The sequence below is a fragment of the Spirosoma migulaei genome (assembly GCF_054776855.1).
Genome location: NZ_BAAHBG010000011.1, coordinates 407,748 through 425,139, shown reverse-complemented (window position 1 = coordinate 425,139; position 17,392 = coordinate 407,748). Strand labels below are relative to the sequence as shown.

The following is a 17,392-nucleotide window of genomic DNA, read 5'->3' as shown; positions in this document are numbered from 1 at the left end:
ATTAAAATGGCTGTCAATTCTTCCCATTCGTATGTTCCGTATCAGCTTGTCGGATCCGACAATGCAGTACTGCGAACGCATCTGATGCCCTATTTACGCTTTTGGCCCTGGTTTATCGTATCGGTGGGGTTGTGTCTGGCAGGAGCTTATGTTTATTTACGTTATAAACAGCCGGTTTATCGGATTCAGGCTAGTTTACTGCTTCAGGATGAAAAACGAGGCAGTGCTCAGACAAATCCACTTAAAGAGCTGGAAGTGTACTCGCCTAAAAAGGTAGTTGAAAACGAACTGGAAATACTTCGTTCGTCCAGTTTAATGGATCAGGTAGTTAGTAACCTTCATCTAGATACTCGGTATTTTCGGGAAACATCGTTCGGCAAGCGTGAAATCTATACAGAGTCACCTGTATGGATATCGGTGAAGTCGGGCACCCCGGCGTTGTATAAAAATCCGCTAACCTTATCGTTTCCTGGGAATCAATCGGTCCGTATCAATGGTGGTCCAACGTACCCTTTAAATCAACTCCTTCAGACGCCTTACGGTCGCTTACGGATTATGACGCGTCAGCCTGCAAGTGCTAAAACCCCGCCAGTGATTGTCCAGGTCATGCCTCAGGCTTCAGCCGTGGGCTTATATCTGGATAATTTGAAAGTGGAGCCAACCAGCAAAACGTCAACGGTTATTCGGCTAACGCTCGAGGACGCCGTTCCGCAAAAAGGGGAAGCTGTGTTGAACAGTTTAATTAATGCCTATAACCAAGCGGCCGTTACCGATAAAAACAAGGTGGCAGCCAATACGCTCCAGTTCGTTGAAAGACGATTGAACATGGTGTCTGGAGAGTTGGCTGGTGTTGAAAAGCATGTAGAGCAATACAAATCGAGCTTAGGTATAACGGATTTAAGTACGCAGGCGCAGTCGTTTCTAGAGACAACCCAACAGAATGATACCCAGCTTAGCCAGGTGAACGTTCAGTTGTCGGCGCTCAACGAGCTACAGGAGTTTATCACGAATCAGTCCGATAAACGAGGTAGTACGCCCGCTACGGTTGGGCTCAACGACCCAATTCTGCTGGGCGAAATCAACAAATTGGCGGAACTTGAATTAAAACGGGATGCGCTTATGCAGACGACTTCTGAAGACAGTCCGCTGTTGCAAACCGTTGGCAATCAGATCAAGGCTACGCGGAACAACATTGGTCAGAATATCAGAACGATGAAAGCCATGCTGACTAGTTCGAAAGAAGAATACGTAGCTAAAAATGAAAAGTTAGAAAAGAGTATCCGTACCATTCCTCAGCAGGAACGCGCCCTAATGGACATTACGCGTCAGCAAACCATCAAAAATAATCTGTATACCTATTTGCTACAGAAACGCGAAGAAATGGCCGTTACTTTTGCCGCTTCCGTAGCCGACAGTCGTATACTTGATGCCGCCAAAAGTAGCGGAGATCCGGTTAAACCCGTTGGCATCGTGATTTATGCGCTTTTTGGCCTGGTAGGTTTACTACTACCTACAGCCGCCATTGCGGGTAAACAAGCACTAAACACGCGGGTTACGCGCCGGACCGATGTTGAAACCAGCACACAGGTCCCGATTTTAGGCGAAGTCATGAACAAGCGGCATCGCGACGTTCTGGTTGTAGCCCCCCATCAACGGTCTGTCATTGCAGAACAGATTCGCTCTATACGAACCAATATACAGGGTTGGAATATCGAAGCTGAACAGAAGCAGGTCATGCTGTTTACCTCCAGTATGAGTGGCGAGGGGAAATCGTTCGTTTCTCTGAATTTGGGTGCTAGTCTGGCTATGATGGGTCAGCCAACAGTAATTCTGGAAATAGACATGCGGATGCCTGGATTGCATCAATTGTTCAAGATCGATAACTCTGTGGGGCTTAGTTCGTATTTAAACGGAGAAGCTACGCTGGCAGAGATACTTAAACCAGTCCCGGGTCATCCAAACTACTTTATTATTCCTTGCGGTCCCTTACCACACGACCCGGCGGAGTTATTGGGTGGCCCCCACGTAAAGGAGCTAATCGATTTATTGCGCGACCAGTTTCGCTACATTCTTCTTGATGCGCCACCAATTGGTATTGTAACGGATGCGCAGATCATTGCTCCTTTTGCTGACACAACGCTCTTTGTCATTCGCCATGGTGTAACGCCCAAGCACAGCCTCAAACTACTCGATACGCTGTATCGGGAGAATCGTTTTCAGAACCTGCGTATTATTCTGAATGCCGTTGGTGGTAGTGAAGCTTATCATTATAACGATCGGATTAAGAATAACTATTCGTACCGGTAAAGCCCTTATTCGGTAACCATTAAGACCAGCATAAAAGCTGGTTATACTCAACTTTAAGGCAGGCAACCAGCAATTCTCATGCAGGCATCTACCAACGAAAAAACTTTTCACTTGTATCTGGACCCTGGGGTTCAGCCAAGACTTCCTCCGCTAAGCTGGCTATCCTTTGGTCTTAAAAAGCGGGTATTTGACCTACTGGTAGCGAGTATTGTTACGGTATCTATTTTGATTTGGCTTATTCCCCTACTATCTCTATTGATCAAGTTAAGCTCAAAAGGTCCCGCTTTATTTGTTCAGATGCGAACAGGACGAAATGGCCGCACATTTCCGTGCCTCAAATTCCGGACGATGGCCTATGAGTCTAATCCAACCTTCCTGCAAGCGACACAGAATGATCGGCGTGTAACCCGGCTTGGCAGGTTTCTAAGAAAGTCAAATCTTGACGAAATGCCGCAATTTCTAAATGTGCTGGCTGGGCACATGAGTGTAGTGGGCCCTCGTCCACACCCACTCCAGCTTGATGCCGAGCATTGGGACTCCTTACCCGGTTATCGCGAACGGTACACAGTCCGCCCTGGCATTACGGGTCTGGCACAGGCACGGGGTGCCAGGGGCGAAACCAACGAACTATATAAAATGAAGATTCGGGTACGATACGACCACCTGTACATTCGGCGTCAATCGACCCGCCTAGATGCAAAAATCTGCTGGTGGACAGTTAAGGCGGCTATGAATGGCAATAAGAATGCCTTGTAAGATATTTATCTCAACAGATTATCAATAATGACTAAAGTGCTGGATGTCAACCTATTCGATGCTGGTCTGGACGCGGCTGTAAAGGGGCTTCTGTGGCGGTGCGAACCAAGCTGGCCACGAGATAATAAGTGCATTAGTGCAACTGGTGCGCACGGTTTGGTCACGGCCTTTAAAGAGCCCGATTTTAAACAGGTGCTGGATTCGTTTTACTGGAATTTACCGGATGGTATGCCCGGCGTCTGGATTGGGAAACTAAAAGGTGCTAAGCACATGACACGTTGCTACGGCCCTGATGTTTTCAAACAGGTATTTGAAGGCAGCGCGAACACACCAATCAAGCACTTTCTCTGTGGGGGTCAGGAAGGCGTTGCGGATGAGTTGAAAGCGGCTGTAGGCCGGAAGTTCGGCAACTACCGTGTAACCGGCACATTCTGTCCACCATTTCGGGAAATGACAGACGACGAGTTTCAGAATCTGGCTGCAACAATTAACCAATCTGGTGCCAACATTGTCTGGATTGGGCTCAGCACGCCCAAGCAGGAACGATTTGCCCGGCGGTTGGCACAATGGACCAAGGTAAATTTTATCGTGACGGTTGGTGCCGCTTTTGACTTCCATACAGATCGGGTCACTCAGGCACCTGGCTGGATGCAGAAACTCTCGCTGGAGTGGTTTTTTCGGCTTATGGCCGAGCCTAAACGCCTGTATAGGCGCTATTTAGAGGTAGTCCCTCTGTTTATTTTCCTCAACTTGAAAGAAGTATTCTCAACTGTTAAATAAAAACAAATTATGAAAAAAGCGCTCGTCTGTGGTGGTGGTGGTTTCATTGGAGGCCATTTGATTAACCGGCTTAAGTCGGAAGGATATTGGGTTCGCGGAGTCGACATCAAAGAAAATGAGTATGATAACAACAACGCCGACGAGTTCGTTATCGGTGATTTGAGAGATCCTAACGTAGCGGACGAAGTCGTTACCAGCGATCTTGATGAGATTTACCAGTTGGCTGCCGATATGGGGGGCGCAGGCTTTGTGTTCACCGGAACGAACGATGCAGCTATTATGCACAACTCGGTGCTTTGCAACCTGAACATTCTGGAAGCGGCCAAAAACAAAGGGATTCGGCGGATTTTTTATTCTTCATCGGCCTGCATCTACCCTGAGTATAACCAAATGGATGCCGATAATCCGACTTGTTCAGAAGCATCTGCTTATCCAGCAGCGCCCGATAGCGAATATGGCTGGGAGAAGCTTTTCTCGGAGCGTTTGTTTCTGACCTACCAGAAAAATCACGGTATTGACGTTCGTATTGCTCGGTTTCATAACATTTTTGGTCCCCAGGGAACCTGGGATGGTGGCCGTGAAAAAGCACCGGCTGCTGTATGCCGCAAAGTGGCCAGCGCTCAGGATGGCGATGCCATTGACATATGGGGTGACGGAAAGCAAACACGTTCGTTTCTGATTGTTAATGAGTGTGTGGAAGGGATCCGACGGTTAATGAACTCCGACTTTTCTGGTCCAGTCAATATTGGTTCCGAAGAGATGATTTCCCTAAACGATTTCGCGAAAATGGTTATTGGCATCTCTGGTAAAAACCTGACTATCAATAATATTCCAGGACCCTTAGGCGTTCGTGGCCGAAATTCCGACAATCAGTTGATTCAGGAAAAATTGGGTTGGGCACCTTCCATTCCGCTTCACAAGGGTGTTGAAAAAACGTATGCCTGGATTTTTGACCAGGTAAAGCAACGAGAGCTAGAACCTGTTGAAGCCTGATGGAACGAATTACAGCCTCTCTACCACACCTTGAGCGTGAGCTAACGGCTCATGCTCAAGGGAGTAAGCAAGTTTTTCTTCGGAACGACGATACGCCTACCCCAGTGACCCAGGTGGCCTATGGCCAGTTTTCATCGACTGATTACTGTGAACTCCATGCACACCCAACGATGGAAGAGTGTTTTTTCTTTTTGAAAGGCGCAGGCATCTATATAGTTGGTAATCAGGAAATTCCCTTGCAACATGGTGTTTTTGTTCGCATACCGGCGGGAGTTACACACCGGCTGGAAGCTACGGGAATAGAGCCACTGGAGTACGTTTATTTTGGCGTTGCTACAGTCTGACAAACACCACTATATCACCACTATGCTGAGTAAAGAAGTAGCTACAGTAGCGTCAACCAATGTGGGTTTATTTGACCTATCAGAAGAATCGACTGGGTGTGCCGATATCCCTGGTGAGCCAATGAACAATATAGTTTCCGAAGATCGTAAACAGGCAGTAATGTCGAAGCCCATGATGAAGCGATTCGTCGTTAATGTGGCATCGCTATTCAGTGTGCATGTGGTCAATATGTTGCTTCCGCTGCTTACGGTCCCCTATGTGGTACGAATCATTGGACCAGAACGTTTGGGATTGCTAAACTTTTCGCTGGCATTTGTAGCCTATTTTACCTTACTAATCAATTACGGTTTCGATCTAGCTGCTGTACGAGCAATTGCCGCTGACCGCAGTAATCAATCGGTAACGAATCGGGTTTTTAGCGAGGTGATTGTCGGTAAAGCACTACTCTGGGTATTATCAACACTCATTTTTGGTCTTTTGGCCTCCTTTGTGCCGGAGTTTCGGTCGCATTTATGGCTGCATATATGCACCTACGTTGGCAGTATTGGTATTGTGTTTTTTCCCGTTTGGTTATATCAGGCGATGGAAAAATTAGGACGGGTTGCCTTATTTAATTTGATAATAAAAGTTCTGCTGACACTGACCGTTTTTGTCTTTATCCGAAAGCCTGACGATTACATCTATCAGAACCTGTCCCTTAGTTTGTCGCAGGTGGCCGTCAGCTTCGCAGCCTTTTTTGTGGCAATTAAATGGTTTAACATCACGTTTAGCTGGCCAACTGTTAGCCACCTGTTGAAACGATTTCGTGACGATAGTACACTGTTCTTTACCTCCGTTGTTGCAACTATCTATGCTGGATCGAATATTTTTCTGTTAGGTATTTTCAGTACAGCTTACAATGTAGGGATTTTTTCGGCAGGTACCCGTATTGTGGGTATTGCACAGGCGTTCGTTTCACTGGCTTTAAATCAGGCATTTTTCCCCATTGTAGCCAACGCATTCGGGCAGAGTGAAGATAAGGGGTTGACCATTGTCCGTACTATTTTTTTCCCTGTTTCTCTGTTGATGGTACTGATATCAGTAGGATTATGGCTGATTGCTCCCCTGTTTATTTCCCTGTTTTACGGCTCCCGATTCGATGATGCCATTGTTGTGCTTCGGATTGTATCCTTTCTACCAATCACCTTGGGGCTCAACAATTTATTTGGGGTTCATACCATGCTCAGCTTGCGTATGGATAAAGCTTTTTTTCGCATTTCGGCGATTGGTGCTTTGGTGAGCCTATCGCTTAATGCCTTACTTATTCAACGCTTCGGTTATGTTGGGGTTGCCAGCTCGTGGGTGATTACGGAAGCCTTGGTTGTTCTTTTCTTTTATGCTTACCTGCGCTACAAAGGCGTGGATGTAATTAGACTCACGTATTTAAAGGAAGCAATACGATTTAGCAAAAGTCGGTTGTCTACGCTGCTTAAACTGTAATTATGGAACGAATAGCCACGTTGATCGTGACTTATAACCGACTCAATGACCTGAAAAAATGCCTATTGAGTCTTGGTGCACAAACGCATCAGTCAGACGCGATCTATGTAGTCGATAATGGCAGTACGGATGGCACTGGTGAGTGGCTCAGCAAACGGTCAGATCTAGTTGTTGTAACCCAGAGCAATCTGGGTGGAGCGGGCGGATTTGCAACGGGTATCGATAGGACGTTTAACGACGGATATGACCGAATCTGGTGTATGGACGATGATTGTCTGCCTGAACCGGACGCACTTGAAAACCTGCTTTCGTCGCCCAATTTGGGGCCCTGTATTAAAAACTGCGTGTCGATCAATGTCGAGAACAAAGATGAACTGGCATTTTATGTGGATCGTCCCAATCAGCTTTATCGGCAGGTTACTGACATTACCAAATTTGATTTGATCTATGGCGTGGCCTCATTTTTTAACGGAACCCTGATTAGTTCGGAAGTCATTCGGGCCATTGGTATTCCAGACAAAAAGCTGTTTATCTGGGGCGATGAGGTGGAATACATGACGCGCGCCCAGAAGATGAATTTTCCGGTGGTTACTGTACCAACCTCCCTGTTGTTTCATCCACCTTCGGCTGATCGGGATGGAATTCCCTGGCCGGGCGCCTGGAAAAACTATTACCGGGTTAGAAATGAACGACGCGTTTTTCAAAATGACCACGGCGATAAATACGGTTTTATCATGTTCCTGTTCTGGTCTGTACGGGCCACGCTAGAGCAGCTGACTTCGAAACGTAAAAATCGGCTGTATAACTTTTTATTATATGCCGAAGCCTCCATCGATAGCTTGTTGAACAATTTCCGCAAGCGACCCGAAACGATTTTAACACTTCGATTTTATCGATTCATGCATAAATAACTGTCCTTATGAACGTGCTTATTGCTACCTATCTGGCTCCTACTTCACCCTCGGGTGTGGTTACCTACTGCCGAACACTAGCCAGTGATCTGGAAGGGGCCGGTGTAGGTGTTCATACCGTCGATGCTTCGCATACACCCACCCTATGGCGTAAATTTCTGGGGGTATTGAAGCGAATTATGCGGCCATTGGGCGGGAAATTTTATGTTCTCTATGACGAGTTTGCGTACTTCACTGGGCTCTATCTGTCCGTACGTAAACTCCGTCAATCTGATATCGATATCATTCATGCACAGGACCCCCGGTCAGGGGTAGCGGCTTATCTGGCGCTACGTAGACGCGTACCCATAGTGCTAACCTGCCATTATAACGATAATCCGGTTCGCGAATTGGTCGATCAATTTGCCTTAAAGCCAGCCTTCTCGAAGCGTCTGACGAGTTGGTATACGTATCTGTTTTCGTTCATCCATAACTACGTATTCGGCTCTAATTACGCTTATGAGAAGTCGAAACACCTATTGCCAACCCATATAAACAAAGAAATAATACGTAATACGGTGCGGCTAGAGGTTCCTAAGCGCCAACGTGAAACGGGCGATTCACCCTCTGACAAGCTGATCATTAGCAACGTTGGCTACATCGACGAACGTAAAAACCAGAAACTTCTGCTTCAAATTGGTCATGAACTTCGAACAAGAGACATCCACAACTTTCACCTGTGCCTTATTGGCGATGGCCCAAAGCTGACCGACTACAAACAACTGGCTGAGCAACTGGAACTGACTGACCACGTTACGTTCCTTGGTCAGCAGAAAGCGCCGTGGAAACTGGTTGCTCAGAGCGATTTGTACGTTCATTCCGCCCTCAACGATAACTGCCCCTACTCCATTGTCGAAGCCTTTGCCGTTGGTACCCCCGTATTAGCATTACCCGTGGGAGGTATTCCTGAAATGGTGCCGGACGGATTTGGTACGCTACAGGGAACAACAGTGGAAGAGCTGACCAGCGAGGTAGCCCGCTACTTCGATGCGGATCTGCGACGACAACTGGCCAAGGCACAGGCTGCCCACGCAGACTCGGCTTTCAACACTCGGGTTAACCTGGAAAAATTGATTTCATTCTACGATCAGACCGTCTGGGAGCCTGCTTCTGCGGTTGTCTGTATAACCCCAACCGCATGATAACCTGGAGCTATCGAATTGCTTTATTTATCCTGTTGTTCGGGCTAAGCGCCCTGATTTACGGGGGAGATTCCCTGAACCCGCTGTTCGATAAAGCGGTCAGCGGTGTGACGCTGATTGGTATTGTTGCCTTATTTGTTTTTTACTTCCGGCAGCCTCCCATTTACAAAGTGGCCACCTGGCTGTTGGCTCTGGGCGTTATTGGACTGGTGCTTGAATCGAAATACGAATACGGCCAATGGGTATATTCGTATTTTGTCATCAAACGATTTGCCTACTGTGGTCTGGCCTTACTGGGCTTTGTAGTGGCATCGCAGGCTGGCCCCTTAAAAATTCAGTATGCGATTTACGTGATTTTTGCTTTCTATATCATCAATCAATTGTTTCTGGGGCAGATTTTTAGCTATAACCTTACCTCCGAAAGCCGAACCGTTACCTCAAACGAAGCGCTGTATCTGGTTATTCCCTTTCTGTATTATTTAGTCTCGTACCTGAAAGAGCGTCGGGTTATCGATTTCCTGCTGATGCTGTTCACCTTCGTGTTCATCGTGTTTTTGTTACACCGATCCGTGATCTCTGCGGCTGTTGTGACCATTGGCGTAGTGGCGGGTTTGTCGTTCATGGGCAAACTGTCTACTGGCGGGTTTCCGCTGGGGAAGACATTGGCCACCCTCACGGTGCTACTGATTTTACTGGCTCCGTTGTTGGGTATGCTACCCGGTAACAAAATGAACGCCCTGTGGGAAAACATCGGTGGTATTCTCGATCCCAAAGAAGATAATACGGGCAGTTGGCGCCTGGAACAGTCGGCTTATTATATAAGCCAGATTCCAGACAGACCGGTACTAGGCTGGCGCTATGATGGTTACGACCGGGGTGAAATTATGGAGAATGAAGATTTTCCGGAAAAGGGCACCATTATCCACTCGCAATACATCGACATGCTGTTCAACTATGGAGCCGTCGGGCTAGGCATTAATATGCTGATTCTACTGGGCACTCTCTGGGTAATGTATCGGCGAAATCCCACCTTTTCACTGGAACAAACCGTACTATTTGGCTTCCTGGTCAGCGGCTTAATTTATGCGGTTTCGTACCAGCTTCCGGTCTTTTTCTGGGGCTTTGTGGGCGTCGCCATGTACTATGCCTACCAACCTCAAACCGATAATGAATCCGAAGAAATTCTTGAATTAGATCCTTACGAAAGTACACCTGATTTACCCATTTATAAATCCACGCACCGCCATGATTAGTATTGTTATCCCCGTTCATAACCGAAGGGAGTTTACCCGCCAATGTCTGGGCTGTTTAGCCGGTCAGACGTACCGTAATTTTCAGATAATCATCGTGGACGATGGATCGACCGACGGGACCGACCTTATGATTCAGAATGAGTTTCCCGACGTAGTGGTCCTGAAAGGTGATGGCAATTTATGGTGGACAGAAGCTACTAACTGGGGAATACGCTACGCCCAAAAAGCGCAGGATAATCGACAGGAAAACTTTGTGCTTACGCTTAACGACGATACGCTTGTTGCACCAGATTACCTGCAAACCATGCTGGATGCATACCGAAAATACAAGCCATGCTTGATTGGTTCGCCCAGTGTCGACAGCGATAATCCCGATAAGCTGGAATACGCAGGGGCTATTTTTGAATTATATACTGCTGGTGGACACCATTTATCAGAAAACTATAGTAGTAGCTATCGTGAACTGGCCGCACGAACTTCCTTTTTGGAATCGCACTCGCTTCCGGGCAGAGGAACGCTTATCCCAATGGAGGTTTTTGATCGGATTGGCTTGTATGATTCGAAAAATTACATCCATTACATGTCCGACATTGAGTTTTCTGTCCGGGCGCGTAAAGCAGGTTATCGCCTGATTGTCAACGTATCCAGTGTGGTTTATGAATTTGTAAAGGCAACTGGCATTCAGGTGGAAAAGCAAATTAGTCTGACTGATTTTATCAAAGGGTTTACCTCCATTAAGTCGCCAACATACCTGCGGGTTCGTTACCGCTTTGCCATCGACCATTCCAAAACCAAATTGCTGTATTTCTGCTTCGATGTCGCTCGAATTTGTACGGGTTTTTTCCTGCGCAAGGTCCGAATAATGAAACCACTATAATCCCATGAGAAAAGTATTGCTCTCGGCCTACGCCTGCATACCTAATCTCGGCTCTGAAGAAGGGACGGGCTGGACGTATGCCTCTACCCTGAGTATGAATAATTTAGAGGTGCATTGTCTGACTAAAAAGGATGGCAAAGCTATTATTGATGGCATTCTGGCCGATGGATTCTTTCCGAATCTGACGGTCTATTACGTAACGGTGCCAGCCTGGGTGGATCGTTTCTGTCACCTCAATCTGATCGGGATGTATTTCCATTATCTCTACTGGCAATGGAGTGCGTTGAAGCTCGCCCGGCAACTTGATCGGCGACTTAGCTTCGATATTGTGCATCACGTTACCTATGGTAGCATTCAGCTCGGAAGTTTTCTCTATAAACTTCGGAAACCCTTCATCTTTGGTCCAGTTGGCGGTGGGCAGCGTGCGCCCGAAATGCTGAAAAGTTATTTCGGTGCCTACTGGTCCAGAGAGTGGATGCGCGACCGAATGAGCACGCTTCTGCAATATGTCAATCCAGGCTTTTACAAATCGGTAAAGATCGCCGACAGATTGGTGGTGACCAATTTAGATACGTACGCGTTGGCCCGTAAACTTCGGCCTACCTTACCTATCGACCGGATTTGGGACGCAGGCTTGAGCCGTTCTTTCCTGCCCGATGCTGCCCTTCCACATTACCCTGGTAAAATTTTAAAGCTATTATGGGTAGGACGGCTATTGCCCCGAAAAGCACTGGAGCTAACGATCCAGGCTCTTAGTCAGGTTGATCCCACGTTAACCGTTAAGCTGACAATTGTAGGTGGTAAAGGTGAAATGGCCAGTCAGGTACGCCAGTACATTGAGACCTATAAGGTGCACGACCGGGTGAACTGGGTCGGCCATGTGTCCTATCAGGAAGTGAAGGACTACTATGAGCAGTCGGACGTATTCTTTTTTACAAGCTTACGCGATTCCTGTCCACACCAATTATTGGAAGCGATGGCCTATTCCCTACCCATCGTGACGCTGGATTTGCATGGGCAAGCTGAACTCGTGAATGAGAAAACAGGGCTGCGTGTGCCTATAAAGACGAAGGAGCAGGTCGTATCGGATTTAGCGGGAGCCGTTGAGTGGATGTATGCGCATCCTGATGAACGATTGGCAATGGGTCAGGCTGGCTATGCCTTTGCCCAGACCCAACTGTGGGATACCAAAGTCCGCCAATTTATTGACGAGTTATACCCGGCTGTACTTAGAAAAACTGCCGATGAGTCAGTCGTTATGAAACGGGCTTGACTAGTTGAGTACTAACCTAATCTGAATAGAACGTAAACGCTTTGTCACATGATTACATTGAACCAGCTATCGCAGGTAGGTATCGGAACCAGTCGGGTTGCCTCGCTGGGTAGCCGTTTGTCATCAGATGCGTTTACCGATTTCCTGACAATTGCCAATGCGCGGGGCGTCAACCTGATCGACACCGCCGACTTCTACGGATCTGGCGATGCCGAACGGCTAATTGGCAAGTGTTTAAAAGAGGCAGACTTTCCATTTTTTGTCGTTACTAAGGCCGGATTGCCCTGCGTCCATACGCCCGGATGGCTCTCTCCAATGAACCAAATCGGCAAAAAAATAAAGCAGCACGCAGGTGCTAAACGCAATTACACAGCAGCCTACCTGGTTGACAGTGTACAGAAAAGCAATAAACGGTTGGGCGTCGAAACGGCCGATGCACTATTACTGCACGAACCTACCTGGAATGACCTCGCTGATGCTGATTCCTGGGACGGACTAGCCCGGATTAAACAGCAGGGTTTAGCCCGATACACGGGAGTCTCGACTAATGATGTGCGGATTGTGGAAGCGGGTATTCAGAGTGGACAGATAGATTTAGTACAAACCGCAATAAGCTGGCAGGACAATACGTCAGACGCGATCATCGCCTTATGTCGCACCCACCATATTCCGCTGATTGCTAATCAAACGCTACAGGCTTTTAAGCCATTGCAACCGGCCTTTGCCAAGCAAGCAGACACCATTCGACAACTGGCTGGACTAGCCAATATATCGTTAGTGCAATTGCTGATTGCTGCTGTACTGGCACAAAAGAAAGCTGATGTCGTCCTGTTCGGTACCAGTAACCTCCTGCACCTGGCCCAAAACACAGAATCGGTACGATATGTATCCAGCCTGTCATCGGCCTTGCCGATAATTAACCAACTGCTGTCATGATCATCACAAAAAATACGTTTCAAGCGGGGCAAATTCTGACAGCGGACATTTGTATCGTTGGCAGTGGACCAGCGGCTATTTCGATGGCATTGAGTCTGGATGCCTCACCGCTTCGCGTGTTGATGCTGACAGGTGGCGGCTGGATCGAAACCATTGCCAATCAGGATTTGTATCGGGGAAATGTTTCACCAGCAGGCTCACACGAGCCGTTGGAAGAGAACCGCAGACGACAATTTGGCGGGACCTCATCCGCCTGGGGGGGGCGTTGTATTCCGTTCGAACCCATTGATTTTAAAACTCGATCCTGGGTGCCGGATAGTGGTTGGCCCATTTCCTACAATGACCTCCTTCCTTACTACCAGAAAGCCGCTGATCTATGCCAAATTGGGCGATATGAGTTTGACGCTCAAGCCGCATTCCCCAACAGCAAACGGGAAATACTGGATGGGCTGGATTCGGAAGAACTGGTGTCGTACCCACTGGAGCGCTGGAGTCCTCCTGTTCATTTCGGCAAAACGTACCAGACTGCTTTAGAAACCAGTACCAACATCCAGGTTTTGATGGATGCACATGTACTTGGCATTCAAACGGAAAACAACACTAGTACCGTCAGCCACGTAACCGTGTTATTGGGAGGGCTTAAACTATCCGTCAAGGCGCGTGAATTTGTGCTGGCAACGGGAGGTATCGAAAACGCCCGCCTGTTACTAACGTCTAAAAATACCCATTTCCCAGCCGGACTTGGCAATCAGCATGATAATGTCGGACGATATTATATGGTGCACTTGAGCGGTGTATATGCAGACGTAAAACTGCATGACAAAGCCAGGCTGATGGCCGACTTTGAGCGAGATACCGGTGGCGTATACTGCCGCAGACGCTGGTGGTTTCCCGACGTGGTACAGGAAACCAATAAACTCCTGAATACCATCTTTTTCCTGTACCATGCCAATACCACCAATGGGCACCGTGATGTTCTGTTTTCTTCCCGTTTCGTAGCAAAGTCCGTTCTGTCTATACTAAGCCAAAAGTCGGTAACCCGGTTTGTCAGTCAGGGTAAGCAACTTCTGCCATCTATAAAAGAACATGCTGTTAACATTGCTAAAAACGGGTTTTTTGAATTACCGGACCTGATTAAACTAGGCCTGCAACGAATGGCAAAACGCCGATTGCCCTTCCTGCTTCCCTCCAAACGAAACGATTACTGGGGTTTATATTTTCAGGCCGAACAGGCACCTAATCGGGAGAGCCGGATTTGCTTGTCCAGTTCGCAGAAAGACTCATTCGGGATTCCTCGGATTGAGGTTAAACTAGCGTTTCTGGAAGCCGATATTGAATCTATTGTCCGGACACATACGCTGTTCGTCCATGAATTCAGGACAAAGAAGCTTGGCGAGATTCGCTATACCGAAGCTGGGCTACGGAAGCACCTTCAGGAACAGATAAGCGCGTTTAACTCTGCATCACACCACATAGGTACCACCCGGATGTCGGATGATCCACATACGGGTGTTGTCGATCGCCACTCTAAAGTATATGGGCTGGAAAATCTGTATGTAGCTGGCTCTTCAGTTTTCCCAACGGGTAGTCATGCGAATCCTACACTAACTATCGTTGCTCATGCATTATTCCTGACTAATTACTTGAAAACCAAGGAAAATCACAAATAATGTGGTCAGTGATTTAGTTTCTTATTGCCCATAAAATGGTTTTTTATACTCCCTAACGTTATGAAAAAAATATTAATTTCTGCCTATGCCTGCATCCCTGATTTAGGGTCGGAGGAGGGGAATGGCTGGCACTACGCTACTATTGTCAGCCAACAGGGCTATCAGGTCTGGTGTTTGACCAGGACTATTGGGAAGGCACAAATCGAGAAGAAATTACAAGCCTCGCCCCAGCCCAATCTGACGTTCGTATATGTTGTTGTTCCCAGTTTGATCGATAAGGCTAGTAAGTGGGGTCTTCTGGGCATGTATTTTCATTATTTGTACTGGCAGTGGGCCGCGTTACAGGTGGCCTTGACATTGAGTAAAGATCATCTATTCGATCTCGTTCACCATGTTAGTTATACTAGTCTTCAGCTAGGCAGTTTTCTGTACCGACTGAAACGTCCCTTTATTTATGGACCGGTGGGCGGTGGTCAGGAGGCCCCCGAATCCATGCGTCATTATTTTAAAAACTACTGGATAAAAGAAAAAATGCGGTCGTGGGTCAGCAATCTTCTGCTTCGTTTCAATCCCGGTTGCTATCAGTCGGTGCGCTATGCCGATTATGTACTGGCCTGGAATGAAGATACACGCCGAATGATTCACTCGCTAGGCCGGGAAAAAACGGTAGTTAAGGAGTTTGGCGGCATTGGTCAGTCATTCCTTCCTGCTGAGCCTATGTATCGGCCCTATCAGAAAACCTTACAACTTGTTTGGGTCGGTCGCTTAATGCCGCGCAAAGCGCTTGAATTGTCGTTACATGGATTGAGCAAAGTAGATCCGCAAGTGCCTGTTCACTTGACAGTTGTGGGTGATGGTGAAATGGGACAATATGTATCCGATTACATCAACACTTATAAGTTGGCAGATCGGGTCACCTGGGTGGGTAAAGTCAGCTATGAGCAAGTGAAAGAATATTACCAACAAGCCAATGTCTTTCTATTTACCAGCCTACGCGATACGGGGCCTGCTCAACTAATGGAGGCTATGGCCTATTCATTACCCGTTGTTACGCTCGATTTACACGGACAAGCAGAACTTGTCAATGCATCAACGGGTATACGTGTGCCCATTACGGAACCCGAAATGGTAGCCAACGACTTGGCAAAAGCAATTGAATGGATGTACCATAATGGGGAAAAACGCACCTCTATGGGGTTGAATGCCTTCCGGTTCGCTCAACAGCAGAACTGGGAGTCAAAGATTAAGCATATCATTCAGACCTATTATCAGTCAATAATTGCTAGAGAGGTTAGTGTCGATCTTACCGTTAGACAGATCGCTAATTAAACTTTCTTTTAACCAACATCAGCCATGTATATTGGAGTTTTAGGCGCTATTGCCACCAACGACTTGTTATCAGAAACGGCTACACGACAGCTTGGTACCTATCCGAAAGGTCAGGGGTGGGCTCCGTTGATCAGTAATCTTATACTTGAGTATCTGACTCGTGGCTATAAAGTGCTGGCCATTACGACCGATGCCGAGATGGATGATGATGATCCGCCTTTTGTCTATGAAGAAGGTCTGCTAACGTACGTTGTTATACCCGGTCGTAAACGTACTTTCCGACCCAACGGCTGGCGGCTAGGTCGTACTACCGATTTTTATGGCTATGAGCGTAAACGGATTCTGGGCGTACTGCGGGAATATAAACCCGATGTTGTCCATGCGCACTGGACGTATGAGTTTGCCTTGGCTGCACTCACCTACACACCCGATGCTCTTATAACCGTTCACGATAATGCCCAGATTATTTATAAGTATGTGCCAACGCTGGAACGTTTATTTATGCTGCTTTTAGCACGCTATGTTTTCCGCAAAGGACGTTGGTTTACAGCCGTATCCCCCTATATGGCAGAATCCGTGCAGAAATGGGTAAAACTGCCCGTTGCCGTTGTGCCAAACCCGGTGATTATACCGTCGAAACAAGTTGAACCATCGATACCAGATGCCCCCATTATCAGTATAGTTGTCAATGGCTGGGATGAACGTAAAAATTGCAAAACGGCTCTATTAGCCTTTAAACGCGTTCAGCAACGTCATCCTCAGGCGATTCTGTGGGCATTTGGAACAGCCTTTGACCCAGATGCACAGGCAGCCGATTTTTGTAAAGAGCATCAGATTCCAAACGTTGTGCTTTTTGGCCATACCCATCAAGCCAGATTACTGGAGAAAGTGGGCGAAAGTACGCTTCTGCTTCATGCTTCCCTGGAAGAATCATTCGGGATGGTTCTAGCCGAAGCCATGAGCTATGGTGTTCCGGTGGTAGCAGGTGAGGCTAGTGGCGCGGTACCGTGGGTCGTTGAAGACGGTGGGTTATTGGTAGACGTCACGAAGGTTGATTCAATCGCTGAGGCTGTCGATAAACTTTTATCAGATTCAATACTGTACAAACAACTGTCAGCCAATGCAATCCGAATCGTGAAAACGAGGTTTCCAATTACGCGGATTGCTGATCTATACCTAGACCTGTACCGAAAATGCAGATCGCACGCAGGCACGGATCGGAACCCGGTCCAGTATGCAAAGCCCGTACTTACACAATCAGCCCAAAGTAATAGTTGATTGGATCCGCCGAAAAAATGATTA

At 47.4% G+C, this 17,392-nt stretch carries 15 protein-coding genes; all 15 read left to right on the top strand.

Annotation, left to right across the window (positions count from 1 at the left end; translation table 11 throughout):
• The first annotated feature begins 6 nt into the window (after window positions 1-6).
• Complete coding sequence (locus ACYVGO_RS15420; RefSeq protein WP_460970049.1) at window positions 7-2,307, top strand: GumC family protein; 2,301 nt, start codon at window positions 7-9, stop codon at window positions 2,305-2,307.
• 78 nt (window positions 2,308-2,385) lie between these two features.
• Window positions 2,386-3,063, top strand: coding sequence for a sugar transferase (locus ACYVGO_RS15415; protein ID WP_460970048.1), 678 nt, complete (start codon window positions 2,386-2,388; stop codon window positions 3,061-3,063).
• Window positions 3,064-3,090: 27 nt separating this feature from the next.
• Window positions 3,091-3,843 carry a WecB/TagA/CpsF family glycosyltransferase gene (locus ACYVGO_RS15410; RefSeq protein ID WP_460970047.1) on the top strand — a complete coding sequence of 251 codons (753 nt, stop codon included), beginning with the start codon at window positions 3,091-3,093 and terminating at the stop codon, window positions 3,841-3,843.
• A gap of 9 nt (window positions 3,844-3,852) precedes the next feature.
• The gene (locus ACYVGO_RS15405) at window positions 3,853-4,836 is read left to right on the top strand and encodes an NAD-dependent epimerase/dehydratase family protein (RefSeq protein WP_460970046.1); all 984 of its coding nucleotides are present in this window, start codon (window positions 3,853-3,855) and stop codon (window positions 4,834-4,836) included.
• Complete coding sequence (locus tag ACYVGO_RS15400) at window positions 4,836-5,180, top strand: cupin domain-containing protein (protein ID WP_460970045.1); 345 nt, start codon at window positions 4,836-4,838, stop codon at window positions 5,178-5,180. Before ACYVGO_RS15405 ends, ACYVGO_RS15400 begins: the two co-directional genes overlap by 1 nt.
• A 22-nt stretch (window positions 5,181-5,202) precedes the next feature.
• A complete protein-coding gene (locus tag ACYVGO_RS15395) occupies window positions 5,203-6,660 on the top strand; it encodes a flippase (RefSeq protein ID WP_460970044.1) in 1,458 nt (485 codons plus the stop codon).
• 2 nt (window positions 6,661-6,662) lie between these two features.
• Window positions 6,663-7,571, top strand: a complete 909-nt coding sequence (locus tag ACYVGO_RS15390) for a glycosyltransferase family 2 protein (protein WP_460970043.1) — start codon at window positions 6,663-6,665, stop codon at window positions 7,569-7,571.
• A gap of 8 nt (window positions 7,572-7,579) precedes the next feature.
• Window positions 7,580-8,752 (top strand): glycosyltransferase family 4 protein, encoded by a 1,173-nt coding sequence (locus tag ACYVGO_RS15385; protein ID WP_460970042.1) that lies wholly within the window; start codon window positions 7,580-7,582, stop codon window positions 8,750-8,752.
• Window positions 8,749-10,005, top strand: a complete 1,257-nt coding sequence (locus ACYVGO_RS15380; protein WP_460970041.1) for an O-antigen ligase family protein — start codon at window positions 8,749-8,751, stop codon at window positions 10,003-10,005. The genes ACYVGO_RS15385 and ACYVGO_RS15380 overlap by 4 nt, the downstream gene beginning before the upstream one ends.
• Window positions 9,998-10,882, top strand: coding sequence for a glycosyltransferase family 2 protein (locus tag ACYVGO_RS15375; protein WP_460970040.1), 885 nt, complete (start codon window positions 9,998-10,000; stop codon window positions 10,880-10,882). Before ACYVGO_RS15380 ends, ACYVGO_RS15375 begins: the two co-directional genes overlap by 8 nt.
• A 4-nt stretch (window positions 10,883-10,886) precedes the next feature.
• Window positions 10,887-12,155 carry a glycosyltransferase family 4 protein gene (locus ACYVGO_RS15370; RefSeq protein WP_460970039.1) on the top strand — a complete coding sequence of 423 codons (1,269 nt, stop codon included), beginning with the start codon at window positions 10,887-10,889 and terminating at the stop codon, window positions 12,153-12,155.
• 48 nt (window positions 12,156-12,203) lie between these two features.
• Window positions 12,204-13,091, top strand: a complete 888-nt coding sequence (locus ACYVGO_RS15365) for an aldo/keto reductase (protein WP_460970038.1) — start codon at window positions 12,204-12,206, stop codon at window positions 13,089-13,091.
• Entirely contained in the window at window positions 13,088-14,761 is a 1,674-nt protein-coding gene (locus tag ACYVGO_RS15360; protein ID WP_460970037.1) for a GMC oxidoreductase, read from the top strand. The genes ACYVGO_RS15365 and ACYVGO_RS15360 overlap by 4 nt, the downstream gene beginning before the upstream one ends.
• Before the next feature lie 60 nt (window positions 14,762-14,821).
• The gene (locus ACYVGO_RS15355) at window positions 14,822-16,090 is read left to right on the top strand and encodes a glycosyltransferase family 4 protein (protein ID WP_460970036.1); all 1,269 of its coding nucleotides are present in this window, start codon (window positions 14,822-14,824) and stop codon (window positions 16,088-16,090) included.
• A gap of 24 nt (window positions 16,091-16,114) precedes the next feature.
• Entirely contained in the window at window positions 16,115-17,368 is a 1,254-nt protein-coding gene (locus ACYVGO_RS15350) for a glycosyltransferase family 4 protein (RefSeq protein WP_460970035.1), read from the top strand.
• The last annotated feature ends 24 nt before the right edge of the window (window positions 17,369-17,392 follow it).